Source organism: Nonomuraea deserti, from assembly GCF_004348685.1.
GTDB lineage: Bacteria > Actinomycetota > Actinomycetes > Streptosporangiales > Streptosporangiaceae > Nonomuraea > Nonomuraea deserti.
Genome location: NZ_SMKO01000008.1, coordinates 22982 through 47703 on the forward strand (window position 1 = coordinate 22982; position 24722 = coordinate 47703).

24 protein-coding genes are annotated in these 24722 nt (G+C 71.9%); 15 read left to right on the forward strand and 9 right to left on the reverse strand.

Translation table 11 applies throughout. From position 1 onward, the window contains the following. Positions 1-275 precede the first annotated feature (275 nt). Positions 276-779 carry a hypothetical protein gene (locus E1292_RS05305; RefSeq protein ID WP_132592567.1) on the forward strand — a complete coding sequence of 168 codons (504 nt, stop codon included), beginning with the start codon at positions 276-278 and terminating at the stop codon, positions 777-779. Next, a complete protein-coding gene (locus E1292_RS05310) occupies positions 776-1246 on the forward strand; it encodes a ferritin-like domain-containing protein (RefSeq protein WP_246089941.1) in 471 nt (156 codons plus the stop codon). The genes E1292_RS05305 and E1292_RS05310 overlap by 4 nt, the downstream gene beginning before the upstream one ends. Here the strand turns inward: E1292_RS05310 and E1292_RS05315 are convergent. Then, the gene (locus E1292_RS05315; protein ID WP_220446675.1) at positions 1223-2290 is read right to left on the reverse strand and encodes an ArsR/SmtB family transcription factor; all 1068 of its coding nucleotides are present in this window, start codon (positions 2288-2290) and stop codon (positions 1223-1225) included. The genes E1292_RS05310 and E1292_RS05315 overlap by 24 nt on opposite strands. Before the next feature lie 68 nt (positions 2291-2358). Here E1292_RS05315 and E1292_RS05320 point away from each other — a divergent pair, with 68 nt between their 5' ends. The 4 genes from E1292_RS05320 to E1292_RS05335 are packed head-to-tail and all read left to right on the forward strand — an operon-like array spanning position 2359 to position 6134. After that, a complete protein-coding gene (locus E1292_RS05320) occupies positions 2359-3204 on the forward strand; it encodes an alpha/beta hydrolase family protein (RefSeq protein ID WP_132592571.1) in 846 nt (281 codons plus the stop codon). Then, positions 3201-4190 carry a Bug family tripartite tricarboxylate transporter substrate binding protein gene (locus E1292_RS05325; RefSeq protein ID WP_132592573.1) on the forward strand — a complete coding sequence of 330 codons (990 nt, stop codon included), beginning with the start codon at positions 3201-3203 and terminating at the stop codon, positions 4188-4190. Before E1292_RS05320 ends, E1292_RS05325 begins: the two co-directional genes overlap by 4 nt. Continuing rightward, positions 4187-4633, forward strand: a complete 447-nt coding sequence (locus E1292_RS05330) for a tripartite tricarboxylate transporter TctB family protein (protein WP_132592575.1) — start codon at positions 4187-4189, stop codon at positions 4631-4633. The genes E1292_RS05325 and E1292_RS05330 overlap by 4 nt, the downstream gene beginning before the upstream one ends. A gap of 1 nt (position 4634) precedes the next feature. Then, positions 4635-6134 (forward strand): tripartite tricarboxylate transporter permease, encoded by a 1500-nt coding sequence (locus E1292_RS05335; protein ID WP_132592577.1) that lies wholly within the window; start codon positions 4635-4637, stop codon positions 6132-6134. A 154-nt stretch (positions 6135-6288) separates the two neighbouring features. Here E1292_RS05335 and E1292_RS05340 read toward each other — a convergent pair whose 3' ends face one another. Continuing rightward, complete coding sequence (locus E1292_RS05340) at positions 6289-8031, reverse strand: proline--tRNA ligase (protein WP_181958190.1); 1743 nt, start codon at positions 8029-8031, stop codon at positions 6289-6291. An 81-nt stretch (positions 8032-8112) separates the two neighbouring features. Beyond that, positions 8113-8781, reverse strand: coding sequence for a hypothetical protein (locus tag E1292_RS05345; RefSeq protein WP_132592579.1), 669 nt, complete (start codon positions 8779-8781; stop codon positions 8113-8115). A gap of 129 nt (positions 8782-8910) precedes the next feature. On the opposite strand from E1292_RS05345, the gene E1292_RS05350 reads away from it, so the two are divergent. Continuing rightward, entirely contained in the window at positions 8911-9852 is a 942-nt protein-coding gene (locus E1292_RS05350; protein ID WP_132592581.1) for an acyl-CoA dehydrogenase family protein, read from the forward strand. Here the strand turns inward: E1292_RS05350 and E1292_RS05355 are convergent. Then, entirely contained in the window at positions 9849-10340 is a 492-nt protein-coding gene (locus E1292_RS05355) for a hypothetical protein (RefSeq protein WP_132592583.1), read from the reverse strand. The two genes, E1292_RS05350 and E1292_RS05355, sit on opposite strands and share 4 nt — an antisense overlap. 92 nt (positions 10341-10432) lie before the next feature. Between E1292_RS05355 and E1292_RS05360 the strand changes: the two genes are divergently transcribed. The 5 genes from E1292_RS05360 (at position 10433) to E1292_RS05380 (ending at position 16986) form a co-directional block, all read left to right on the forward strand. Then, positions 10433-11500, forward strand: coding sequence for an LLM class flavin-dependent oxidoreductase (locus E1292_RS05360; protein ID WP_132592585.1), 1068 nt, complete (start codon positions 10433-10435; stop codon positions 11498-11500). Then, on the forward strand, positions 11497-12576 hold the full coding sequence (locus E1292_RS05365) for a phenylacetate--CoA ligase family protein (protein WP_132592587.1): 1080 nt from the start codon (positions 11497-11499) through the stop codon (positions 12574-12576). Before E1292_RS05360 ends, E1292_RS05365 begins: the two co-directional genes overlap by 4 nt. 18 nt (positions 12577-12594) lie before the next feature. Then, entirely contained in the window at positions 12595-14271 is a 1677-nt protein-coding gene (locus E1292_RS05370; RefSeq protein WP_165974392.1) for an AMP-binding protein, read from the forward strand. A gap of 275 nt (positions 14272-14546) precedes the next feature. Further along, positions 14547-15848: an FAD-dependent oxidoreductase gene (locus E1292_RS05375; protein ID WP_246089942.1), complete on the forward strand. Its 1302-nt coding sequence runs from the start codon at positions 14547-14549 to the stop codon at positions 15846-15848. Beyond that, positions 15832-16986: a DUF6986 family protein gene (locus E1292_RS05380; RefSeq protein WP_132592589.1), complete on the forward strand. Its 1155-nt coding sequence runs from the start codon at positions 15832-15834 to the stop codon at positions 16984-16986. Before E1292_RS05375 ends, E1292_RS05380 begins: the two co-directional genes overlap by 17 nt. 92 nt (positions 16987-17078) lie before the next feature. On the opposite strand, the gene E1292_RS05385 is transcribed toward E1292_RS05380, so the two are convergent. From E1292_RS05385 to E1292_RS05405, 5 genes are all read right to left on the reverse strand, one after another. Then, complete coding sequence (locus E1292_RS05385; RefSeq protein WP_132592591.1) at positions 17079-17759, reverse strand: copper homeostasis protein CutC; 681 nt, start codon at positions 17757-17759, stop codon at positions 17079-17081. A 214-nt stretch (positions 17760-17973) separates the two neighbouring features. Further along, positions 17974-18576 (reverse strand): GNAT family N-acetyltransferase, encoded by a 603-nt coding sequence (locus tag E1292_RS05390; protein WP_132592593.1) that lies wholly within the window; start codon positions 18574-18576, stop codon positions 17974-17976. A gap of 200 nt (positions 18577-18776) precedes the next feature. Then, positions 18777-19514, reverse strand: coding sequence for a GntR family transcriptional regulator (locus E1292_RS05395; RefSeq protein WP_132592595.1), 738 nt, complete (start codon positions 19512-19514; stop codon positions 18777-18779). 957 nt (positions 19515-20471) lie between these two features. Beyond that, the gene (locus E1292_RS05400) at positions 20472-20867 is read right to left on the reverse strand and encodes a Zn-ribbon domain-containing OB-fold protein (protein ID WP_132592597.1); all 396 of its coding nucleotides are present in this window, start codon (positions 20865-20867) and stop codon (positions 20472-20474) included. After that, positions 20867-22024 (reverse strand): thiolase C-terminal domain-containing protein, encoded by a 1158-nt coding sequence (locus E1292_RS05405; protein WP_132592733.1) that lies wholly within the window; start codon positions 22022-22024, stop codon positions 20867-20869. Before E1292_RS05405 ends, E1292_RS05400 begins: the two co-directional genes overlap by 1 nt. 152 nt (positions 22025-22176) lie before the next feature. Here E1292_RS05405 and E1292_RS05410 point away from each other — a divergent pair, with 152 nt between their 5' ends. The 3 genes from E1292_RS05410 to E1292_RS05420 are packed head-to-tail and all read left to right on the forward strand — an operon-like array spanning position 22177 to position 24696. After that, a complete protein-coding gene (locus tag E1292_RS05410) occupies positions 22177-22776 on the forward strand; it encodes a flavin reductase family protein (RefSeq protein ID WP_220446676.1) in 600 nt (199 codons plus the stop codon). Next, on the forward strand, positions 22763-23911 hold the full coding sequence (locus E1292_RS05415; RefSeq protein ID WP_439331879.1) for an acyl-CoA dehydrogenase family protein: 1149 nt from the start codon (positions 22763-22765) through the stop codon (positions 23909-23911). The genes E1292_RS05410 and E1292_RS05415 overlap by 14 nt, the downstream gene beginning before the upstream one ends. 11 nt (positions 23912-23922) lie before the next feature. Next, positions 23923-24696, forward strand: coding sequence for an SDR family oxidoreductase (locus E1292_RS05420; RefSeq protein WP_132592599.1), 774 nt, complete (start codon positions 23923-23925; stop codon positions 24694-24696). Positions 24697-24722 lie beyond the last annotated feature (26 nt).

Below are 24722 nucleotides of genomic sequence, written 5' to 3' on the forward strand. Positions count from 1 at the left end.
ACCTCGCCTCTGGCTCTCCGCCGCCTGGCCGCTCGGCCAGCGACGACAGTTGACACCCTATCCGTACGGGGGCACGAAAAGAGCGCCACTCGTCGTGCTCGAATGGCGGAGCGTCGCCTGACAACGATCCGGGGTGCCAGCCCTTACGATGCTACCGATGAGAAAGCTGCCGGGCGGGCTGCCGCCACGGCATCAGCACGGCACGGCGGTTGAGCGGCCGGCTGATGAGCAGGTTTCTCGTCCGTCCGCTCCATGAACAGTGGGAGGTCAAACCCGTGCGCCCGCGTCAGCTCTCCAGGCGTGCCCTGCTGGCGGGCGGAGCGGCCGCTCTCACCGCGTGCAGCGCGTCCGGCCCTTCGCAGCCGTCCTCGCCGCCGTCCGACTCGCCGGAGACGGTGCTGGTGAAGGGGCTGATCGCGGAGAAGGAGGGCACGATCGCGCTCTATTCGTCGCTGATCGCCGACGGCGCGCGGAAGCTCGTGCCGTTCCGCGACCGGCACCAGGCGCACGTCGACACGCTGCGCAAGCACGTGCCCCCCGGCTCAGCGACCCCGGCCGGATCGCCCACGGGGTCGCCGTCCGGGTCGCCGACGGGGTCGCCGTCCGCTCGTGCCACGCGGGAGAAACCCTCGCTGTCGCGGCTGCGGTCGCTGGAGCGGAAGGCGGCGGCGCGGCGCGCCCGCCAGCTCGCCGGCCTGTCACCGGGGATGGCCCAGCTGATCGCCAGCATCGGCGCCTGCGAGGCCGCCCACGCCGCCGCCCTGCCGAGGTCGTTGTGAACCCGGTCGACATCGAGAAGCTGCGCAGGGCGCTGGCGGCCGAGCACGCCGCGCTGTTCGCGTACGGGCTGCTCGGCGCGCGCACGTCGGGGTCGTTGCGCGACAGGATGACCGCCGCCTTCGACGACCACCGGGCCGCCCGCGACCAGCTGCGCGGCTACATCACCTCGCGGGGCGGCAAGCCCGCCGAGCCCGACGCCTCCTACGCGCTGCCGTACGTCCCCTCCGACGCCGCGCAGGCCGCCAAGCTGGCGGTGCACCTGGAGAACGGCGTCACGGCCGCCTACCTCGAGCTGGCCGCCGCGCAGGACGACGCGCTGCGCCGCTACGCCGCGCTGGCCATGCAGAAGGCCGTGATCCGCTCCTATGCCTTCCGCCCCGCCCAGCCGCCGGCGTTCCCGGGCATGCCGGCACCGCCGCCGGCGACGCCGTCCCCCTCGTCGTCACCGGTACAGGACGGAGAGTAGGTCGGGCCCGAGGCGCTCGATGGCGGCCGCGTCCAGCTGGTAGTAGACGACCGAGCCGCGCCGGTGGGTGTGGACCAGGTCGGCCTCCCTGAGCCTGCGCAGGTGCCTGGAGACCTGGGGCGCGGTCATGCCGAGCTGGGTGGCCAGCTCGGCGGTGGCGACCGGGTTGCGCAGGATCGCGTAGCAGAGCCGCAGCCTCGTCGGGTCCTGCAGGGCGGCGAGCCGGCGCCTGGCCGTCTCCAGGGTCGGCGCGGGAGCGGCGCCGGCGCTGTACTGGATGACGACGGGATGGCCGGGAAAGTGCTTGATCACGAGGTGTGGCCGCCCGTGAACGGTCGGCACGATCAGGCAGGGACGCCCGGCGTCCACGCGGGCGGTGGCGCTGTAGAGCTTGCCGAACACGATCCGCAGCGACCCCGACGCGGTCCTGGTCGCGGTGGCGGTCGGGAGGTCGGCGAGGGCCAGCGGCCCGCGCGTGCGCAGGTCACGCGTACGCAGCGCGCCGTCGTGGTCGATCGCCTGGCGCAGCGACGGCCATTCGGCGTCGAACACCGCGGCGGCGAAGCGGGTGAGGAAGGCGAGCAGTTCTTCGCGGAACCCCTCGGGGTCGGCGCGCAGCCGGGCGCCGATCTCCACGCGGCTGGTGGAGATCAGCCGCATCCGGTTCAGCTCCTCGTCGCCGAGCAGCGGCGCCAGCTCGGTGTCGTTCTTGCCGATCAGGGCCTGCACGGTCATCGCGGTGAAGTCGCCGATGGGCAGCTCGGCCACCTCCCGCAGCTCGCCGGCCAGGGTGCGCTTGGGGTCGGCGGACAGCGGCAGCAGGTAGCGGGCCCGGAAGGCGCCCCAGAGCGGCGCCCAGGCGGCGGCCGCCGCCAGCAGCCCGTCGGGCAGGTCGCGGTGCGCCCTGGCGGCCCAGGCGGCACTGGCGGGGTGGTGCCCTGGCTCGTCGAACGCGTGCAGGCAGGCGCACAGCTCGGCCAGTGGCGAGCGCCGCACGACGATGGATTCGGTGGCGGATGAGTCGAGGAACAGCGTGACGGCCACCCTGCACATTACCGCGTACGCGTCAATCTCCTTGCGGCTGACCCCGCGTTTACCGAGGCTGTCGCCTCATGACTGAGGCATTGCATGTGGTCAGGCATCCGACCGCCTTCTACTCGGCGGGCGCCACGACCGTGTTCGCGTCGAAGTTCGACCAGCGGTTCTCGTACTGCCTGTACGTGCCGTCCACGCACGACCCGGACGGCGCTTCCCTGCCGATGGTGGTTCTGCAGCACGGGACCGGCCGGCGCGGCCCGCAGTATCGCGACAACTTCGCCGGGTGGGCCGAGGAGCACGGCTGCCTGGTGCTCGCCCCGCTCTTCCCCGCCGGCATCGAGGACCCGCACGACCTGCATGCCTTCAAGTTCATCCGGTACGGGGACATCCGCTTCGACCGTGTCCTGCTGGCCATGGTGGACGAGGTCGCCGAGCGCTTCAACGTGGTGGCGGAACGGTTCCTGCTGCATGGATTCTCCGGTGGCGGCCAGTTCGTGCACCGGTTCGGCTACCTGCACCCCGACCGGCTGTCCGGATTGTCCATTGGTGCACCAGGGCGGATAACGTACATCGACCACACGAGCCCGTGGTGGATCGGGCTGAAGGGGTTCGAGGAGGAGTTCGGCTGCCCGCCCAGGGTGGAGGAACTGCGCGACGTGCCGGTGCAGATGGTGGTGGGCAGCGCCGACGTGGAGACCTGGGAGATCAACAACCGGGGCGACAGCAACTGGATGGACGGCGCCGACGCCCACGGCCTCACCCGCGTCGAGCGGCTCACGGCCCTGCGCGACAACTTCGAGGCCCACGGCATCAGCGTGCGGTTCGACGTCGTGCCCGGCATCGGCCACCAGCCGATGCGGGTGCTCGAACCGGTCAAGGACTTCTTCGCCTCGATCCTCACCCCCCGGGAGTCATCATGAAGATCAAGCTGCTGGCCGCCGTCGCGGCGGCCGTGACCCTCAGCAGCTGCGCCGTGGGCGGCGAGAGCGCCGACGCCGGGGCCGCCTACCCGAGCAAGGCCCTGTCGATCATGGCGCCGGGCAGTCCCGGCGGTGGCTGGGACACGCGGGCACGCGGCATCGCCGGCGCGCTCAGCGAGTGCAAGGTGGCCGACGTGGACGCCACGGTGACGAACGTGCCCGGCGCGGGCGGCACGATCGGGCTGGCGCAGTTCGCCAAGCACAAGGGCGACCCCTACCAGCTCATGGTCATGGACAGCGTGACCATGCTGGGCGGCATCGTGAGCAACAAGTCTCCGGTGGACCTGTCCGAGCTCACCCCCGTGGCCGGGCTGAGCCGGGGGCCGAGCGCCATCGTCGTGCCCGCGAAGTCGCCGTACGAGGATCTGAAGTCGCTGCTCGACGCGATGGAGGCCAAGCCGCGCAGCGTCAAGTGGACCGGCGGCTCCCTCGGAGGCCCCGGCCAGATGACGGTGGCGGGGCTGGCCAAGGAGCGCGGCGTCGCCGCCAAGGAGATCAACTTCGTGCCCACCGCGGGTGGCGGCGAGACCATGAACCTGCTGCTCAGCGGGGCCGCCACGGCCGGCATCGACACGGTCGCCGAGCTGCGCGCGCAGATCGAGGCAGGTGAGCTGCGGGCGCTCTCGGTCGACTCCGAGCAGCGGGTCCCCGGCCTCGACGCGCCCACGATGAAGGAGCTCGGCCTGGGCGACGAGGCGGTCTCCACGCTGGCCGGCGTGCTCGCGCCCGCCGGGCTGACCGAGGAGCAGCAGCAGGAGGTGATCGGCCTGCTCGACAAGGTGCGCAAGACCTCGTGCTGGAAGAAGGACCTGGAGCGCAACAACTGGACCGAGGACTGGAAGCCGGGTGACGAGTTCGGCAAGGTGCTGGCCGAGCAGCGCGCGCAGGTCACCGCCATCCTGGGCGATCTGGGGCTCGGCAAGTGACGCAGCGGATCGTCTCCGCCGGTTTCCTGCTCGCGGCCGTGGTCGTGCTGGTCCAGGCCTTCGCGATCCCGCGGGGCGAGGGTTACCAGGCCGTGGGGCCGCGGGCGTTCCCGCTGCTGGTCGGCGGCGGGCTGGCGGTAGTGGCCGTGATCGGGGCCGTCCAGGCCTTCAGGGCCGGCCCGCAGGACGCCGAGGAGGAGACGCACTGGCCGTCGGTGCTGATGCTGGTGGCGGCGCTGGCGGGCTACGCCCTGGTCCTGGTCCCCGCCGGCTACTGGCAGGCCACGACCGTGTTCTTCGCGGTCGTGGCCAGGGTGCTGGGCAGCAGGAAGCTCCTGCGCGACGCGGTCGTGGGGCTGGTGCTGGCGCTGGCCACGTACTTCCTGTTCGACCGGCTGCTCGGCATCACGCTGCCGCCCGGCCTGGTCAGATTGGCTATCTGACATGGACGTGCTCGGCAACCTGCTCGACGGTTTCGCTCACGCGCTGAGCCTGCAGAACCTGCTGCTCGCCGTCCTCGGCGTCACCCTCGGCACGCTGGTGGGGGTGCTGCCAGGGCTCGGGCCCGCCACGACGATCGCGCTGCTGCTGCCGCTGACCCTCGTGTTCGACCCGGTCGGGGCGTTCGTGATGTTCGCCGGCATCTACTACGGCGGCATGTACGGCGGCTCGACCACCGCCATCCTGCTCAACATCCCCGGCGAGACGGCCTCCATCCCCACGACGCTGGAGGGCCATCCGATGGCCAGGCGCGGCCGGGCGGGGGCGGCGCTGGCGACGGCGGCCATCGGGTCATTCGTGGCGGGCACGATCTCCACGGTCGTCATCACCTTCCTGGCTCCCGGCATGTCGAACATCGCCAAGCTCATCCAGCCGGCCGAGTACTTCTCGATCATGGTGCTCGCCTTCGTGACGGTCACCTCGCTGATGGGAAACTCGATCGTGCGCGGGCTGTCGAGCCTGCTCCTGGGGCTGACGATCGGGATGGTGGGGATCGACCAGATGACCGGCCAGCCGCGCTTCGCCTTCGGGCTGCCCGAGCTGTACGAAGGGCTGTCGGTGGTGGCGCTCGCGGTCGGGTTGTTCGCCGTGGCGGAGGCGGTCTCCACCGCCGCCTCCCGGAACCGGCCCGAGCAGGCCCCCGTGACGGTCGACGGCAGGATCGGGATGACCCGCGACGACTGGCGCCGCTCGTGGAAGCCGTGGCTGCGCGGGACGGCCTTCGGGCTGCCCATCGGGTCGCTGCCCGCCGGAGGCGCCGAGCTGCCCACGTTCCTCAGCTACAACGTGGAGAAGCGGTTGTCGCGGCACAAGGAGCAGTTCGGGCAGGGGGCCATCGAGGGGGTCGCCGGCCCCGAGGCCGCCAACAACGCGGCGTTCTCCGGAGTGCTGGTGCCGCTGCTCACGCTGGGCATCCCGACCTCGGCCACGGCGAGCATGCTGCTGATCGCGTTCCAGATCTACGACGTGCAGCCGGGGCCGCGGCTCTTCGACCAGCAGCCGGTGCTCGTGTGGACGCTGATCGCCAGCCTCTATCTCGGCAACGTGATGCTGCTCGTGCTGAACCTGCCGCTGATCCGGGTCTGGGTGAAGCTGCTCAGCGTGCCCGCCGCGCTGCTGACGGCGGCCATCCTCACCTTCGCCACGCTGGGGGTCTACTCGATCTCGCAGAGCGTGTTCGAGGTGCTGGTGGCGTACGGGTTCGGGCTGCTGGGGTGGGTGCTGCACCGGGCGCGGTATCCGGTGGCGCCGCTCATCCTGGGGGCGGTGCTGGGGCCGTTGATGGAGGTGCAGTTCAGGAGGGCGCTGGCGTTCAGCGAGGGCGACCCTTCGGTGTTCGTGACCCGGCCGGTGTCGCTGGCGATCCTGCTCGTGGCGGCGGCGTGCCTGATCGGGCCGGCGATCCTGCGCGGGCGCGCGAGGGCCGGCGTGCCGTCCGCCTGAGGGCGCCAGGATGCCGTCCTAGCGACAGCGGCGCCAGGATGCCGTCCTCCGACAGCAGCGCCAGGATGCCGTCCCCCGGACAACAGCGCCGGATGCCGTCCTGCTGTCAGGACGCGGCGCCCGTCCTCAAGCGGACGGGCGCCGCGGCGGAACGTCAGGTGGTGGCGGCGGCGATGCGGTCGGCGGCCTCGGCGAGCGGGATCTCCGACTTCGCGCCGGAGACGCGGTCGCGCAGCTCGACCACGCCCTGCGCCAGGCCGCGCCCGACCACCACGATCGTCGGCAGCCCCAGCAGCTCGGCGTCCTTGAACTTCACTCCGGGCGAGACCTGCGCCCGGTCGTCCACCAGCACCCGCAGGCCGCGCGACTCCAGCTCGGCGGCCAGTTCGAGCGCGGCCTCGACCTGGTTCTCCTTGCCGGTGCCGACGATGTGCACGTCGGCGGGCGCGACCTCGCGCGGCCACACCAGCCCGAGCGAGTCGTGCAGTTGCTCCGCGATGACCGCCACGGCACGCGAGACGCCGATGCCGTAGGAGCCCATCGTGACGCGGACGGGCTTGCCGTCGGGGCCGAGCGCGTCGAGCCCGGCCACGTCGGCGTATTTGCGGCCGAGCTGGAAGATGTGGCCGATCTCGATGCCGCGGTCGATGGACAGCTCGGAGCCGCAGCGCGGGCAGGCGTCGCCGGCGCGCACCTCGGCGGCCTCGATCGTGCCGTCGGGGACGAAGTCGCGCCCCGCGACCACGTTGGCGGCGTGCTTGCCGGGCTCGTTGGCGCCCGTCACCCAGGACGTGCCGGTGACGACGCGCGGGTCGACGAGGTAGCGGATGCCGAGCTCGCGCAGGACCTGCGGGCCGATGTAGCCGCGCACGAGGCCCGGGTGCCTGGCGAAGTCGGCGGCCTCGAAGATGGCGGGCTCGCCGGGCGCCAGGGCGGCCTCGAGGCGCTTGAAGTCGACCTCGCGGTCGCCGGGCACGCCGATGACCAGCGTCTCGACCTTGTCCGAGCCGGGCGTGGTCACCTTGACGACGACGTTCTTGAGCGTGTCGGCGGCGGTGACGGACAGGCCGTGGTGCTCGTTGACGTACGACACCAGCGTCTCGATGGTCGGGGTGCCGGGGGTGTCCATGACCCGCAGCCCGGGCGCGTCGTCGAAGGAGCGAGCGGCGGGCGCGGGCGTGAGGACGGCCTCGGCGTTGGCCGCGTAGCCGCAGGCGCGGCAGGCCACGAACGTGTCCTCGCCGGTGGGCGTGGGCGCCAGGAACTCCTCGGAGGCCGAGCCGCCCATCGCGCCCGACTGCGCGAAGACGATCGTGTAGTTGATGCCGAGGCGGTCGAACGTGCGGATGTAGGTCTCGCGGTGCTGCTCGTAGGAGCGCTTGAGCCCGTCGTCGTCGAGGTCGAAGGAGTAGGAGTCCTTCATGAGGAACTCGCGGCCGCGCAGGATGCCCGCCCTGGGCCGCGCCTCGTCGCGGTATTTGGTCTGGATCTGGTAGAGAATGACCGGGTAGTCCTTGTAGGAGGAGTATTCGCCCTTGACCATGTCGGCGAAGAGCTCCTCGTGCGTGGGGCCGAGCAGGTAGTCGGCGCCCTTGCGGTCGTGCAGGCGGAAGAGCGTGTCACCGTATTCGGTCCAGCGGCCGGTCGCCTCGTAGTATTCGCGGGGCAGCAGGGCGGGGAAGAGCACCTCCTGGCCGCCCATCCGGTTCATCTCCTCGCGGACGATCCTGGTGATGTTGTCGAGCACCAGCTTGCCGAGGGGGAGCCAGGAGTAGATGCCGGGCGCCACGCGGCGGACGTAGCCGGCGCGGACGAGGAGCTTGTGGCTCGGGACTTCCGCGTCTGCCGGGTCGTCCCGCAGGGTGCGAAGAAACAACGACGACATGCGCAGCAACACGGCCACTCCTTGCTCGAACCCGGGTCTGAAGGACTACAGGCTACCGACTCCCGGCGGCGCGCCGCTCTGCTTGTCCCACGGTCACACCGGCAGCGGCAGCCAGCCCGCCAGCGAACCGGTCAGGCCGGCCGCGAGCAGGGTCGACAGCACCGCCGACATCGCCAGCGCCCGCACCCGTCCCCACGCGTTCCTGCGCAACCCGAGCACCAGCGCCACGGACAGCAGCCCGATCACCGCCGCGGGATACGGCCAGAACGAGCCGTCGCTCTCGACGAGCCCGGGAACCGCCCTGTCGACCACGTCCGCGATCAGGGCCGCGCCGACCGCGGCCGCCGCGAGGTCGCCCCACACGTCGTCCCTGCGGGTGACGTAGGCCGCCAGGCCCAGGCAGACGAGCAGGGCGAGCGTCCAGTTGGCCCCGGCGGCGTCGCCGGCGGCGCCCAGGGCGTCGTCCCCGAGCAGCGCGCTCGCGCCCATGGCCGAGACCAGCGTGGACACGGCCGCCAGGAACGTCGTCACCAGCGCCCACCCGACTCCCGAGGCGGTGGCGCCCACCGCCAGGGTGAGGGCGAAGTAGACGTACGGGTCGTAGATCTGGCCCAGCCATCCGGGGCCGTCGCCGGTGACGAGCATGCCCATGGGGCCGACGGCCAGACCGCCGAGGAAGGCCGCCAGCAGGTGGTGTTCGATGTTGCGCTGACGCCGGTCGTATTCGGCGTAGTCGCCATAGTCGATCGTGGTGTTGTCCATCTCCATCCCAGGTCAGCCCTCCCCCGGCAGATGGCAGGGATGACCACTACCAGACTATGAAACCGTACAAAAAGGGCAAAATCGGGTCATCAATACACAGGCAAGCAACCGCTTGGTTAAGATGCGTCCGTGGGCTTTCCCGATGAGCTGCGCGACGCCGTCCGGGCCTATCTCGCCGGCCGGCCCGGCGCGTCGTGGCAGCAGTCCGCGCGCGACCTGGGCATCGCCGGGCTGCTCGTTCCCCAGGAGCACGGCGGTACGGGCTGCGGCCCGGCCGAGATGGCGGCCGTGGCCGGGGAACTGGGCCGGGTCCTGTCTCCCTATCCGTTCCTGCAGTCGGCGGTGATGGCCGTCGAGGCGGCCAGGGCCGGGAGGGCCGGGGAACTGCTGAACGCGCTGGCCGACGGCTCGGCGACCGCGACCGTGGTGCTGCCGGGCGACGGCGACCTGCGGCTGGAGGGCGAGCTGCTCACGGGTGACGTCCCGTACGCGCCGGCGGGCCAGGTGGTGCTCGTCTACGTCGCCGGGCTGCTGGTGGAGGCGGTGCCGACGCGGCGCGAGCCGTACGCGACGATGGACGTGAGCCGCCCGTTGCAGCGGCTCGCCTTTCACCGGGCCCCGGTACGCCGGCTGGGCGACGGCGGGTCGTGGACCCGCGTGCGCGACCTCGGCATCGCGGCCCTGGCCGCCGAGCAGGCGGGCGGGGCGCGGCGGTGCCTGGAGATGGCCGTCGGGCACGCCAAGGCGCGGCGGCAGTTCGGGCGGCCGATCGGGTCCTTCCAGGCGATCAAGCACAAGCTGGCCGATCTGCTCCTGCTGGTGGAGTCGGCCCACTCGGCGGCGGAGGCCGCGGCCCGCGACGAGGTGTCCGCGGCCATCGCGGGGTCGTACTGCACGGAGGCCTATCTGGCGGCGGCGGGAGAGAACATCCAGGTCCACGGCGGGATCGGGATCACCTGGGAACATCCCGCGCACCGCTACCTCAAGCGCGCCGCCTCGGACGCGCAGCTCTTCGGGCCTCCGCAGGCCCACCGCGCCCGCCTGGCGGCTCGCGTTTTCACGGACGCCTAGCCCCCGAGCAGCTCCTCCCACGGGTGGCGGGTGTTGGTGCGGCGGGTGGTGTCGAGGGCTTCGGACAGCCGCCAGAAGCCGGAACGCGCCCGCAGGGTGGCCCGGCCCATGGGGTCGATCGCGCGCAGCTCGAACCGTACGCCCATCACGTCGAGCACGGCCGAGCCCGCGCCGCCCGGGCCCGTCTCGGTGACGAGCGGGCCGCCGGAGGCGCGGACATGGCCCGACAGGAGCGCGGCCACCTCGGAGGCGTACGGGCCGTCGCGCCACTCGATGTGCCAGCTGTGGTCGGCCCCGCGCCACCAGGTCAGGTCGCGGCACGACTCGATGAAGTCGACCTCGGTCGCGAGCGCGGCCATCACCCGGCCGAACGCCTCGTATCCACGGGCGCCCGTGAGCGAGAGGTCGTCGTCGCCGGGGTCGGGACCGGGGCCGGGGAGCGCGCCGTCCTTGGGCCGCCGCGGCGCGCGCTTTCGCTTCACGGGCATCACTCTGATCGCCGCCGCGCCCTTCCCGCAAGTCTTTGCCGCTGATACGCTCTACCAAGCGAGCGCTTGGTCACCAACCTGCCGGAGGCGCGATGACGTCCCTACGGATCAGCCTGGGATACGAACTGGAGGTCCGCGGTCGCACCCGCGACGTCGAACGACAGGCGTTCCAGAACGTGATCGAGCAGGTCGTGCTGGGCGACCGGCTGGGGTACGACACCGCGTGGTTCGTGGAGCACCACTTCACCAGGGGTTTCTCCCACTCCTCCGCCCCTGACCTGGTGCTGGCCGCCATCTCCCAGCGCACCGAGCGCATCCGTCTGGGGCTCGGCGTGGTGCTGCTGCCGTTCCAGTCCCCGATCCGCACGGCGGAGCGCGTCGCCACGCTGGACGTGCTCAGCGGCGGCCGGGTGGAGTTCGGCACGGGGCGGGGCGCCTCGCCGCTGGAGTACCAGGCGTTCCAGCGGCCGTTCGAACAGTCGCGGCGGATCTGGGAGGACTCGCTGGAGGCGACGCTGGCGATCTGGCGGGCCGACGGCGCGCCGGTCAGCAGGTCGAACGCGTTCTTCGAGATCCCCGACGTGGCCGTCTACCCCCGGCCGGCCCAGGAGCCGCATCCACCGGTGTGGGTGGCGTCCACGTCGCTGGAGGGGTATCTGGCGGCGGCGCGGAACGGGTACAACCTGCTCGGCATGACGATGCTCAAGGGCATCGACGACGTGGCCGCCGACATCACGAAATATCAGGAATGCCTGGCCGAGAGCGGCTTCGACCCGGCCGGCCGGCGCGTCGCCCTGATGATCCCCTGGTACGTCGCCCCCACCCGCGACGAGGCGACCGCCACGGCCGCCGACGCCGTGCTGTGGTACATCCGCCGCCAGGTCAACCTCGTCACCCCGCCCGACTACTACGACGCCCGCCACGCCACGCACCGCGTGCTGGGCCAGCTGGCGGCCGGGCTGCCGCCGGAGGAGGCGATGGCCACCCTGCGCGAGAACCTGATGGTGGTGGTGGACGACGTGGCGGGCTCGCGCAAGGCCCTGGCCAGGATCGCCGAGGCGGGCGCCACCGACCTCATCATCCAGGCGCAGGTCGGCGGCCTGGCGCACGACCGGGTGTGCGACGCGATGACGCTGTTCATGACCGAGGTGGCGCGGTGACCCCCGGGGCCCGCTGGCTGACCCGTGACGACCTCGGTGCCGCCGGGCACTCCGCCACCGGCCTGCTCCTCGTCTCCCCCGACGCGTCGAGCGTCCTCCCGATGGGGCCGGACGACCGCGCGGCGGCGTCCGCGCTGACCGGCGCGGCGCTGCGGGCGGCGGGGGTGGGCGAGCGCGACCGCGTCGTGGTGGCCCTGGCGGAGCCCGCGGGCGCGCTGTGGACCGCCGCGGCGGCCGACGTGGCCGCGGCCGCCGCCTGCACCGGGCCGCGCGGCCGGATGCGGCTGCACCACGCGCTGTCCGCGCTGAAGGCCACCACGCTGGTCAGCACGCCGACGGGGGCGATGGACTTCCTGGCCCGCCTGCACCTGGAGTTCCTGCTGGACCCGCTGGATCTGAGCCTCAGAACCATCGTGCTCACCGGCGAGATCGCCTCGAAGCGCACGATCGGCCATCTGGCGGGCGAGTTCGGGGCGCGCGTCACGGAAGTGCTGGCGAGCCCGTTCGGCGGCACGGCCCTGGCCTGGCGCGCGGCCGAGGACGACCCGCTCACGCCGCTCGCCGGCGGCCTGCTCGCCCCGGCTCCCCTGACCAAGGACGACCTGTCCGCGCCGGCCGGCCCGCTGGCCGAGCTCGTCCTCACCCCGCAGGGCCACGCGACGCTCGGCGACGCCGTGCTCAGGACCGGGCTGGTGGCCGGGATCGGCCCCGAGCACGGCCCCGGCGTTCCCGCGCCCGCCCACACGGCCGGCGAGCACGTCCTGGTGAGAGGCGTGTGGCTGGCCCTGCCCCGCGTCGATAAGGCGCTCGCGAAGCTCGACGGCGTGGCGGGCTGGGAGCTCGCGATCAGCCGCCCGGGGACGCTGGACGCGGCGGCGCTGACGGTGACGTTCACCCGCGAGAGCCTGGTGGCCAACCCCATGTGGCGCTCGCGGATCGAGCAGGCGCTCCGGGCGCTGACCCCCGTCTCGATCGACGTGGAGATCGCCGGGAACGTCTCGGAGGCGCCCTTCCCCGCGACGGTGACCGACCTGCGCGGCCACCACCTCGGCAGGGACCGGGCGCTCATCACCTGAGAGGCGACGGAGGGCGCGATGGCACCGATGCCGGACTGGGGGACGCTCCCCCGCATGCTGCGCGACCAGGCCGAGCACCACCCCGACGGCACCGTGGTCGCCGAGGGCGGCGCCGGCCTGACGTTGTCCGGGCTGCGGACCGCGGCGGCCGGGATCGCCCGCGGCCTGATCGCCCTCGGCGTCGAGCCGGGTGACCGGGTGGCGATGTGGGGGGTGAACTCGGCGTACTGGGTGGCGCACGCCTTCGGGATCTGGGACGCGGGCGCGGTCATCGTGCCCCTCTCGTCCCGCTACAAGGGCATCGAGGCGGCCCAGCTCATCGAGAAGACGGGCGCGAAGGTTCTGATCACAGGCGCGGGCCCGACGAGCGCCCCGCTCGCCGGCCTGCTGCCGCCGCTACCCGGCCTGCGGATCGTGGGCCCCGGGATGGGCGCCGCGGCAGGCCCTGGGATCGGCCGTAAGACGGGCCCTGGGGTCGGCTCAGGGATCGACTCTGGGATCGGCCCTGGGATCGGCCCTGGGATCGGCCCTGGGACGGGCCCTGGGACAGGCCCCGACGAGGGCACTCCAGGGGCCGGGTTACGGTCGCTGGGCGCGGAGGTCTCCGAGAGGGAGGCCGAGGACCGGGCGCTCGCCGTCCGCCCCGACGACCTGTGCGAGATCATGTCGACGTCGGGCACCACCGGCGCGCCCAAGGGCGTCATGCTCGACCACGCCCAGATCCTGCGCGGCTACTGGGACTGGTCGGAGATCGTCACCCTGGGCGAGCACGACCGCTACCCGGTGATCGCCCCGTTCAGCCACGGGTTCGGGCTGAACGCCGGGCTCATCGCGTGCGTGTTGCGCCGGGCCACGATGGTGCCGGTCCCGGTCTTCACCCCCGACGCGCTGATGTCGCTGATCTCCTCCGAGCGGGCGAGCGTGCTCGCCGGCCCGCCCACCCTGTTCCACCGGCTGCTCGACGAGCTGGACCGGGGCTCGTGGGACGTGTCGTCGTTGCGGGTGGCCATCTGCGGGGCCGCCGCCGTACCGTCCGCCCTGATCACCAGGATGGTCGAGCGGGTCGGGCTCGAGCGCATGATCAACGCGTACGGGCTGATGGAGGGCACGGTCGTCTCCATGACCAGGTCCGGCGACCCCATCGACGTGATCGCGAACACCACCGGCAGGCCCGTGCCCGGCATCGAGGTCAAGATCGTCGACGACGACGGCAAGGAGGTCGCGCCCGGCGAGCGCGGCGAGATCCTGCAGCGCGGCTACGGCGTGATGCGCGGCTACTGGAACGAGCCCGCCAAGACGGCCGAGGCCGTGGACGCCGACGGCTGGCTGCGCACCGGCGACGTCGGCGTGCTCGACGAGGCCGGCAACCTCGCCATCGTGGACCGCAAGAAGGAGCTCTACATCGTCAACGGGTTCAACGTCTCCCCCGCCGAGGTCGAGTCGCTGCTGCTGCGCGAGGGCTCGCTGGCGCAGGCCGCCGTGATCGGCGTGCCCGACCCGGCGGCGGGCGAGGCGGGCCTGGCGTACGTGGTCGCGCGCCCGGGTGTGACGCCCGACCCCGAGGCCCTGCTCGCCTGGGCGAGGGCCAACATGTCCGGCCACAAGGTGCCCAGACGCGTCATCGTGGTCGACGCCCTGCCCGCCAACGCCAACGGCAAGATCGACAAGCGGGCCCTGCGCGACCGGCTGCCGTGAGCCTCAGGGGTCCCCTGGAAGGGACGGGCGGGTTACGGTGGGGTCGGTGCCTGAAAAACGGCCTGGGAAGCGGCCCGAATGAGCGACCCGAATGAGCGACCCGGACGAGCGACCCGAGCAAGCGACCCGGAAGAGTGGCCACGTCGGCACTGACCGGTTGTGCGCTGTTCACCGGCCGCGTTCATCCGGGCCGGCGATCGGGGATACATCGATCACACCGGCCGGTTGTACCTAAGGGGACACATGTCTCGTGCGACCGGGTCTTAGGAGGCAGCGTGGCGTTGCACGTGGCGGTCATCGGGTCGGGCCCCGCCGGGATCTACACGGCGGAGGCTCTGGTCAAGCAGTCGTCCGAGCCTGTCCATGTCGACGTGCTCGAACGCCTGCCGACCCCGTACGGGCTGGTCAGGTACGGTGTCGCGCCAGACCACACGTCGATCAAGTCGATCGCCAACTACCTGCGGAGGGTGCTGGAGCTGCCCGAGGTGCGCTTCCTCGGCGGCGTCACGCTGGGCGAGCACCTGTCCGTCGCCGACCTGCTCGGGGTCTACGACGCGGTGGTCTACTGCACGGGCGCGATGGTCGACAGGAAACTCGGCATCCCCGGTGAGGACCTGCCGGGCAGCGTGGCGGCGACCGACTTCGTCAACTGGTACTGCGGCCATCCCGACGTCGACCCCGGCAGGTTCACGCTCGACACCTCCGAGGTCGCGGTGATCGGCGTCGGCAACGTGGCCGTCGACGTCGTCAGGGTGCTGGCCAAGACGTCCGACGAGCTGCGCTCGACCGACGTGCCCCACGACGTGCTCGAGCGCCTCCAGGGCAGCCAGGTCAAGGCCATCCACATGATCGGCCGTCGTGGCCCCGAGCACGCCAAGTTCACCCTGAAGGAACTGCGCGAGCTCGGCGAGCTGGCCAACGCCGACGTCTGCGTCCGCCCCGAGGAGGCGGTCGTGCTGGGCGGCGACTTCCCGCGCCAGGTCCAGGGCAACATCAAGGTCCTGCAGTCGTGGTCCGAGCGCGAGCCGGTGGGCCGGCCGCGCCGCCTCGACGTGCGCTTCTGGCTGCGGCCCGTGGAGATCCTCGGCACCGAGCGGGTCGAGGGCATCACGCTCGAACGCACCCGGCTGTCGGACGAGGGCCGCGTGGTCGGCACGGGCGAGTTCGAGACGCTGCCTGTCGGCATGGTGCTGCGTTCCGTGGGTTACCAGAGCGTGCCGCTGCCCGGGGTGCCGTTCTCCGAGGCGACCATGACCGTGCCGCACGAGGCGGGCCGGGTGCGCGAGCGCGAATACGTGGCGGGCTGGCTCAAACGCGGGCCCACCGGGGTGATCGGCACCAACAAGTCCGACGCGGCGGAGACCGTGCGCACGCTCCTCTCCGACCTCGCGGGAACCGAGCGGGCTCGCCGCGGCTCCGCCGACGCGCTGCTGGCCGAGCGCGGGGTGCGGCCCGTGACGTACGAGGAGTGGCTGGCCATCGAGGCGGCCGAGGCGGAGCTGGCGAAGTCGCTCGGCAGGGGCGAACGCGTCAAGCTCGTGGGCTTGGAGGCCATGCTCCGTGCGTGCCGACCTTAGGGGTTTCGCCGAGACGTACACGATCCAGCAGGCCCGCTATCCCGCCGGCGAGCCGGGGTGGCAGCCGGTCCACACCGTCTACGTCCCCGCCGACCGGTTCACGGCCGGCACGGTCTCCGCGTGGGGCGATCAGGCGTCGTCCCTGGTCAAGGCCCATCTGGCCGGCCCTGGCGAGCTGGCCGAGGTGTTCGGCGTGCCCGGCGGGCTGGCGCCGGCCGTGCACGAGCGGGTGGTGCGCAAGCTCGCGTCCGAGCCGGTCGAGGACGTGCGCGTCGACTTCGAGGACGGCTACGGCGTACGGCCGGGCGAGGTCGAGGACGGGCACGTGGAGCAGGCGGCCGAGGCGGTGGCCGCGCTGCACGCCGCCGGGGCGTTGCCGCGGCGGTGGGGACTGCGGGTGAAGTCGTTCGCCGACGGCGACCCCGAGCGGTCGGTGCGCACGCTCGACGGGTTCGTCACGGGGGTGGTCTCGCGGGCCGGGGAACTGCCCGGCGGGTTCGTGGTGACCTTTCCCAAGGTGCTGATGGAGGCGTACCTCGGGCAGTTCGCCGGGGTGCTGGCGCGGCTGGAGAGCGGGCTCGGGACGCGGCTGCGGTTCGAGATGCAGGTGGAGGCGCCGCAGACGCTGCACTTCCTGCGCGGTGACCTGCCCGGGTCGCTGGAGGGCCGGCTGGCGGCGGCGCACTTCGGGGTCTTCGACTACACGGCGGCCATCGGGTTGCCGCCGCACGAGCAGCGGCTCGATCATCCGGCCTGCGACCACGCCAGGCACGTGATGCAGACCGCGTTCGCCGGCACGGGGGTGGAGCTGTCCGACGGCTCGCTGGCCGCCTCGCCGGCCTCCGGCCGGAAGGGGGACGTGCACGCCCTGTGGCGCCGGCACGCCGAGCTCGTCAGGCACTCGCTGCGGCACGGCTACTACCAGGGCTGGGACATGCACCCGTCACACCTGGTGAGCAGGTTCGCCGCCGTCTACGCCTTCCACCTGGCCCGCTACGACTCCTACCGGGAGCGGGTCAGCGCGTGGGAGGAGCAGCGGGAGGCCGGAGGAGGTGTCATGGACGAGCCCGCCACCATCCGCACGCTGGCGGCCGCCCTCCGCCGCGCCGACCTGGCCCTTCCGCGAGCCCTTTCATGAGCCTCCCGTGAACCCTTCCACGGGTCCTTCCACGGGTCCTCCCGCGAGCCCTTTCATGAGCCTTCCGCGAGCCCTTCCGCGCGGGCCGCGGCTCAGTCGCGTTCGACCAGGGCGCGCCACTGGCGTACCAGGCGCCACTCGACCGGGTCCGACCAGCTCGCCCGCACGGCTGATCCGACGTGGAAGGCGCGGATGCCGTAGTCGAGCAGGGAGGGCACGTACGCCGGCCGCAGGCCGCCACCGGCCAGGATGATCGAGCCGTCGCCCGCATCGGCGCGCGCCTTCAGCACCGGCAGCCCGTTCCCCACGCCCGCGGGAGAGCCCGAGGTGAGCACGGTGGCCAGGTTGGGGAGTAACCGCACGGCCCGCCACGACGCCTGCACGTCGGCGGCGTGGTCGACGGCGCGGTGGAACGTCCAGGGCAGCGGGGAGACGGCGTGGATGAGCGCCTCGGTGGCCGCCAGGTCGACGGCGCCGGCCCCGTCCAGGAATCCGAACACGAACCCCGCCGCCCCCGCCTGCGCCAGCGCTTTGGCCTCGCCGGCCAGCCGGTCGAGCGCGTCGGCGTCGGCGGTGAAGCCGGCGTCGCGTCGGAGCATCACCATCTGGGGGAGGGGGCATTCCGCGGCGATCGCGGCCACGGTCTCCGGGGAGGGGGTCAGCCCGTCGGCCGCCATGTCGGCGACGACCTCGAGCCGGTCGGCTCCGCCCTGTTCAGCGGCCACGGCGTCGCGCACGTTGAGCGCGATCACCTCGAGCAGGGATCCGGTCATGCAGGAGAGGTTATATGGTGCTCTGCACCCTTCTGCCGCCGTAGCCCAAAAGGCGGCACGATGACACGCCCACAGCGCCTCTCCGCCGGTCTGAGAGCCCCCGTACGGGACCGCGCACCGGCGGGCTGCCGATGGTCGCGGACGGGGGGGCGTCCACCCGTCCACGGGACGCACACGCGGGCCCGGCCCCCGCGCGGGGGCCGGGCCAGGTGCGTCAGGCGCTGATCAGCTCCGCCATCGTCAGGTCACGGAAGGCCGTGGCCGGAAGGTCCAGCGACGGGCGCTGGAAAAGGGCCCCGGAGGACCGGTGCGGCAGGTCCACCGTGCGGACGTGCCGGAATCCCCGGGAGCGGTAGTAGCGCTGCAGCCGCGGATTGCCCTTGGCGCAGTCGAGCCGCAACCAGGGCAGCCCCGCGGAGCAGGCGGCGGCTCCGGCCCAGTCCAGCAGGGCGTCGCCGAGACCGCTGCCCGACCACGGGCGGGCGACGGCGAGCTTGTGGATGTAGAGCGCCGCGCCCGGATCGTCGGCAGGTGTCCAGAATTCCGGGTCGGCGTGGTCGTCGAGGGCTATGGTGGCAACCGGTGGTGCCGCTTCGTCGGGGTCGAGATATCTGAGCTCGTCGTCGAGCAGGAAGAGCACCCGCTCCTCGATGAGCGGCTCGATCCGCTCGGGACCGAAACCCCCGCGGGGCCACTGCCTTAGACCCTGCGTATGCAGCCACTCGGCGGTGTCCGCCAGGAGGGTGAGTACGCCGGGAAGGTCCGCGGGTTCCGCGCGCCGGAGCGCGAGCGGATGAAGCAGCGTGTTCGTGTGCATAATACAACTCCCGTTGCGTTGGGTGCCCGCGCTGGCACAAAGCGTGATGACGCGATGGTGCGCGGTGGCCGAAATGGGCCTTAACCCGATATATATGGATAAATGGCGATTTGGGGGAGTATGCACGACTCCCCCAGGCCAGCGAGGCGGCTAATTCTCGCTGCGCCCGGCCGGCGGGATCACCCCTTCGAACGAGCTCTTCAGCGGCGATCGAGCTCGTATCTGATCAGATGTTTGTCGGCGGGCAGTACCGACACCGCGACACGCACGGGCATATCGGCCCCGTCGAAACCAACACGGACATAGACCATGACTGGCGTGCCGAGTTCGAGCTGGAGGCGCTCGGCTTCCTCCTGGTTGGGCATGCGGGCCGAGATGTCGTCGACGACGCGCACCTGAGCATGCCCCAGCTCCTCCAGCACCCGGTTCGCCCCTCGCGCGATGTCTCCGGGCCTGGCGATCTCGGAGTCGGCGACGAGATCACGTGGAAAGTAGGAATCGTTGGTGTTGTACGGCTGGCCGTCCACGAACCGCAGACGACGTCTCACCACCGCCAATTCCCCATCGGCCAACTCCAGCCTGCTGGCGATCTCCTCGACCGGAGACACCGTCAGGACCTCGATGTACTGGCTCGGGGCGCGGCCCTCCTGCGCCACGGCGTAGGCGAAGGCTTCCCGAAGTTCCCCACTGGGTTGCGGCTCCAGCTCCCGCTGCGGATAGATCAGCAGCGGTCTGCGGTCTCGGACCACCGTCCCGCGCCGCGGCGTGCGCGTGACCAGCCCTTCGTTGACGAGTTCGCCGAGGGCCAACCTGACGGTGTTCCTGCTCACCCCATGGTCTTCCATGAGCTGCGCCTCGGTCGGCAGCTGCGCCCCGGGGCCGAGGACACCCGAGTAGATGGCTCGTCTCAACTCCGAAGCCACCTGCTGATACAGCACCGACCTTGCCACTTTCACCCCTTTTGTTCCAACAATTTAGACGATCTGGTTCTAGCAGGCCACAACCCCTTGACCAAACCCCCTCGCCCGGCCCATCATCCATTCGTTGGTACAAATCCATCTATAGGCCGGTGAGGAGGTGAAGGCCAGTGTTGCCGGACCGCACGGATATGCCATACCCGCGCTGGCATGCCTCTCGCGATGCAACACGTTTACTGCGTTACGTGTTGTGTCGCCAGGGGTTCACCCACACCTACCAGAGCAATGGCACCTCCGTGCAATCGGCGTCGACTGAGCTGACCGTGTGGTGCGAAGACGGAACCTTTGTCTGGAATGAGGAGGGTGGCGCCCCCGTCACGCACCCCGACGATGACCCCATTGACTCAGCTCAACATCGCCGCATGTTGCCGGCAGCGCGAGCCTTCGTGCTCCCCATCGACTCCGTGTGTGAGCTAACGGTCTAGGACTCCATCCCTCGCCGGAGTCCTGGCGCCGTCGCACACGGGGCAGGAAGCGCGTCCTGGCGGGTCCCCCACGCCCGCCAGGACGCGTTTTCCTCCGAGGACCGACCAGTTGCCCGGGAATTCGACCGAACTGCAGCCTCTTCTCCCGTTGCGAGGCTCGCTCCGGTCAGGCGGCGCCCGGGCCAGGCCGGGCGGACACAACCAGGGGCAGGCAGGCACGCGGGCAGGCCCAGAGGCAGGCCCAGTGGCAGGCCCAGGGGCAGGCAGGGTCACGACCCACGACCTCACGGTCGCGCCCGTCACCACGCCAGAACCTCTCACGCCAGCCACCACCGAGCCGTCCGCGTTGACGCCTACTGCATCATCATCAACCCTCGGAGCCCGACCTGTGAGCCGGTTGGGAAAGGCGGGGCTGGTGGGGTTTTCCGGTACCAATCGAATTTGCTGCACAAGATCAACCAGCGCGAGACCTTGCGCAGCGACCGACGATCGTCTAGGGCCCTGGCCGCCAGTCGACCAGGGTCAGGTCCGCGTCGACCCGGGTGTAGGAAGCCGTGACCCGCTCGCCATGCTCCGGCGGCCGCCGGCCGCGCCAGTTCCCGTACACGAAGCAGCCGGGGACCGCCGCCAGCCTGACCATCACCACCACGTACGGCTCCCGCGGGCCGGGCACGAAGGGCTGGTGGTTGACGATCCAGCTCTCCACCGTCCCCTCGGGCGCCACCTCCCGCCAGTGCGCGCCCTCCGTACGGCACCGCGCGCAGAACGCCCTCGCCGGGAAGCGGGCCGTGCCGCAGGCGTCGCACACCTGCACCGCGAACTCCCGCCTGCCGACCCGCTCCCACCATTCCCGGGAATCCCGGTCGGGCTCCGGACGGTATCGCGCCATCACGGCCTCCGCAGGATCAGGGCCGAGGTGGCCGGGAGGATGTAGCCGGGCTGGGCCGTGGACAGCGCCACCTCCGCGCCCGGCACCTGCCGCTCGCCGGCGTCGCCCCTCAGCTGGGAGACCGCCTCGGCGATGTGGTTCATCCCGTGGACGTAGCCCTCGGACAGGAAACCGCCGTGTGTGTTGACCGGAAGCGGGCCGCCGGCCGCGGTGGCGCCCGAGGCCACGTACGGCCCGCCTTCGCCCTTGCCGCAGAAGCCGTAGTCCTCCAGCTGGACGATCACCGAGTACGTGAAGCAGTCGTACAGCTCGGCCACGTCGATGTCGTCCGGCCCGAGACCGGCCTGCGCGTACAGGCGCGGGGCGAGCGCGGCGGCCGCGGTCACCGTGGGGTCGGCGCCGGGGCCCGACAGGTGGGTGGTGCCGCCGCCCCAGGCCGCGGCCGAGACCAGCACGGGAGGGCGGCGCAGCGCGCGGGCGCGTTCGGCCGTGGTGACGACGACGGCGCAGGCCCCGTCCGTTTCCAGGCAGCAGTCCAGGAGGCGGAAGGGCTCGGCGATCCACCTGCTCGCCAGGTAGTCGTCCAGGGTGATGGGGATGCGCATCAGGGCGCGGGGGTTCTTGGCCGCGTTCGCGCGCTGGGTGACGGCCAGCTGCCCGAAGTGCTCGGCTTTTGTCCCATATTTCAGCATGTGGGCGCGGGCGTACATGGCGTACTGCTGCGGTGGCGCGACATAGCCGTACGGGGCCTGGTACTGCACCTCCGGGCTCACCGGCACGCCCCGGCCGGTGCCGCCCATACGGAACTCCGAGCGGGCGTTGACGGCCCGGTAGCAGACGACCGTCTCGGCCATGCCTGTCGCGACCGCCAGCGCGGCCTGGCCGACGACCGCGTGCGAGACGCTGCCCCCGCCGAACTGGTCCAGGTGCCAGGCCAGGTCCGTCAGCCCGAGGGCGGGGCCGACCAGGGTCGGCGGGGCCGAGTCGCCCACGCGGTGCGTGGCCAGGCCGTCCACCTGGTCCACGGGCAGCCCGGCGTCCTCCAGGGCGGCCAGCACGGCACGGCAGGCCAGCGTCAGGGTGCTGACGCCCGAGTTCTTGGTGAAGGGGGTGTAGCCGACCCCGGCTATCGCGGTCAGGTCAGAGAAAGCAAGCAAGCGCTTGGGCACATCCGTCACGTTAGACAGGACATTTCACCCATGTCAACGCACCTCTGGCGACCCGGCTTGACACTGTTCCCGGGTTCGCCCTACCGTCCAAGCAAGCGCTTGGTAAGATTAGGCGCACCCGGTGGACGAGGAGGCGGACCATGAGCACACACGCTGCCCGGCTCATCGCGCCGGACGGCTGTCGCGGCCTTCCGACGCCCCATCAGCGCAGAGTCCGCAACGGAGCCGCCATGCCGCCGGGCCCCTCACAAGGCCACCTCGACACCCTCCGCTTCCGCCAGGTGCTCGGCAGGTTCGCGACCGGCGTGGTGGCCATCACGGCGGTCGAGCCGGTCAGCGAGGAGCCCTGCGGCCTGGCGGCCAACTCCTTCACCTCGGTCTCGCTCGATCCGCCCCTCGTGGCGTTCTGCGTCGCGCACACCAGCACGAGCTGGCCCAAGGTGCGCGGCGCCAAGGTCGTCACGGTCAACGTGCTGGCCGAGCACCAGCAGTCCGTGTGCGCCCAGCTGGCGGCCAAAGGCGGCGACAAGTTCGCCGGCCTGACGTGGACCGGCTCCCCCGGCGGCAACCCCGTGCTGGACGGCGCGCTGGCCTGGATCGACTGCGCCGTCGAGGCCGAGCACCTGGCGGGCGACCACATGATCGTGGTGGCTCGGGTGCTCCAGCTCGACACCCACGCGGACGGCGGCCCGCTGGTGTTCTTCCGCGGCGACTACGGCGGCTTCGTTGCGCCTGCCTGACCCGGAGACGCCGGGCGGCCTTCGCGAGCAGGCGCGGGCCTGGCTGGAGGAGGCGCTGAGCGGCGAGTTCGCCCACGTGCGCGGGCTGGGCGGCCCCGGACGCGAGCACGAGGGACACGAGGAACGGCTGGCGTGGGAGCGCCACCTCGGCAGGGCCGGCTGGACCTGCCTGGGCTGGCCCCGTCGGTACGGCGGCCGCGCCGCCTCCCTGGAGGACCAGGTGGCCTTCCACGAGGAGTACGCCAGGGCCCGGGCCCCCGCCAGGGTCGGTCACATCGGAGAAGGGCTGATCGGGCCGACCGTCCTCGAGTTCGGCACCGACGAGCAGAAGGAGCGGTTCCTCCCGCCGATCCAGCGCGGCGAGGAGCTGTGGTGCCAGGGCTACTCCGAGCCGGAGGCCGGATCCGACCTGGCGAACGTCCAGACCAGGGCCCGCCTGGAAGGCGGCACGTGGGTGGTCACCGGCCAGAAGGTGTGGACCTCGCTGGCGCACGTGGCCCACTGGTGCTTCGTCCTGTGCCGTACGGAGGAGGGCTCGCAGCGGCACCGCGGCCTGTCCTACCTGCTCGTCCCCATGGACCAGCCCGGGGTCGTCGTCCGGCCGATCGTCCAGCTGACCGGGACGTCCGAGTTCAACGAGGTGTTCTTCGACGGCGCGCGCACGGCGGCGGGCAACGTCCTCGGCGCGCCCGGCGACGGCTGGCGGGTGGCGATGGCCACCCTCGGCTACGAGCGCGGCGCGTCCACGCTCGGGCAGCAGATCGGCTTCCGGCGCGAGCTGGCCGAGGTGATCGCGACGGCCGAGCGGACGGGCGCGGCGGACGATCCCGTGCTGCGCGACCGGCTCGTCAGATCGTGGCTGGAGCTGGAGATCATGCGCCTGAACGCGCTCAGGATGCTGCGCCCCGACCCCGGCCCGGAGGTGTCGATCGCCAAGCTCTACTGGTCGGAGTGGCACCGCCGGCTGGGCGAGCTGGCGCAGGCCGTACAGGGCAGGGCCGGGCTGGTGGCCGACGGCGGGCTCAACGAGCTGCAGCGCCTCTACCTGTTCAGCCGCGCGGACACGATCTATGCCGGATCCAGCGAGATCCAGCGGAACATCATCGCCGAGCGCACCCTGGGACTCCCCCGCTGATTGGACCGCTCATGCCCCAGCCCCACCCCAAGGCGCACGGCCTGCTCGACGGCAAGGTGACGCTGGTCACGGCGGCCGCGGGAGCCGGCATCGGATACGCGACGGCCAGGCGCTGCGCCGAGGAGGGCGCCACGGTCGTCGTCTCCGACCGGCACGAGCGCCGCCTGGCCGCCGCCGCGGAGGCCCTGACCGAGGTCATCGGCGTCAAGCCGCTGGCGGTTCCGTGCGACGTGACCTCCGAGGCGCAGGTGCTGGCGCTGTTCGACGCGGCGGTCGAGGCGCACGGCAGGCTGGACGTGGTGGTGAACAACGCCGGGCTCGGCGGCACGGCCCCGCTCGCTGAGATGACCGACGAGCAGTGGCACACGGTCGTCGACGTCACCCTGACCGGCACCATGCGCTGCGCGAGGGCCGCGCTCAGGCAGATGATCGGGCAGGGCTCGGGTGCCATCGTCAACAACGCCTCGGTGCTCGGCTGGCGAGCCCAGCCGGGCCAGGCGCACTACGCGGCGGCCAAGGCCGGCGTGATGGCCCTGACCCGGTGCGTCGCGCTGGAGGCGGCCGGGCACGGCGTACGGGTGAACGCCGTGGCCCCGTCGCTGGCCGTGCACCCGCATCTGGCGAAGGTGACCGGGGAGGAGCTGCTGGCGGAGCTGGCGGCCAAGGAGGCGTTCGGCCGGTCGGCGGAGCCGTGGGAGGTGGCCAACGTGATCGTCTTCCTGGCGAGCGACTACTCCTCGTACATGACGGGCGAGGTGGTCTCGGTCTCCTCGCAGCACCCGTGACCCTCCCGCGGGAGGCGCCACCCTGA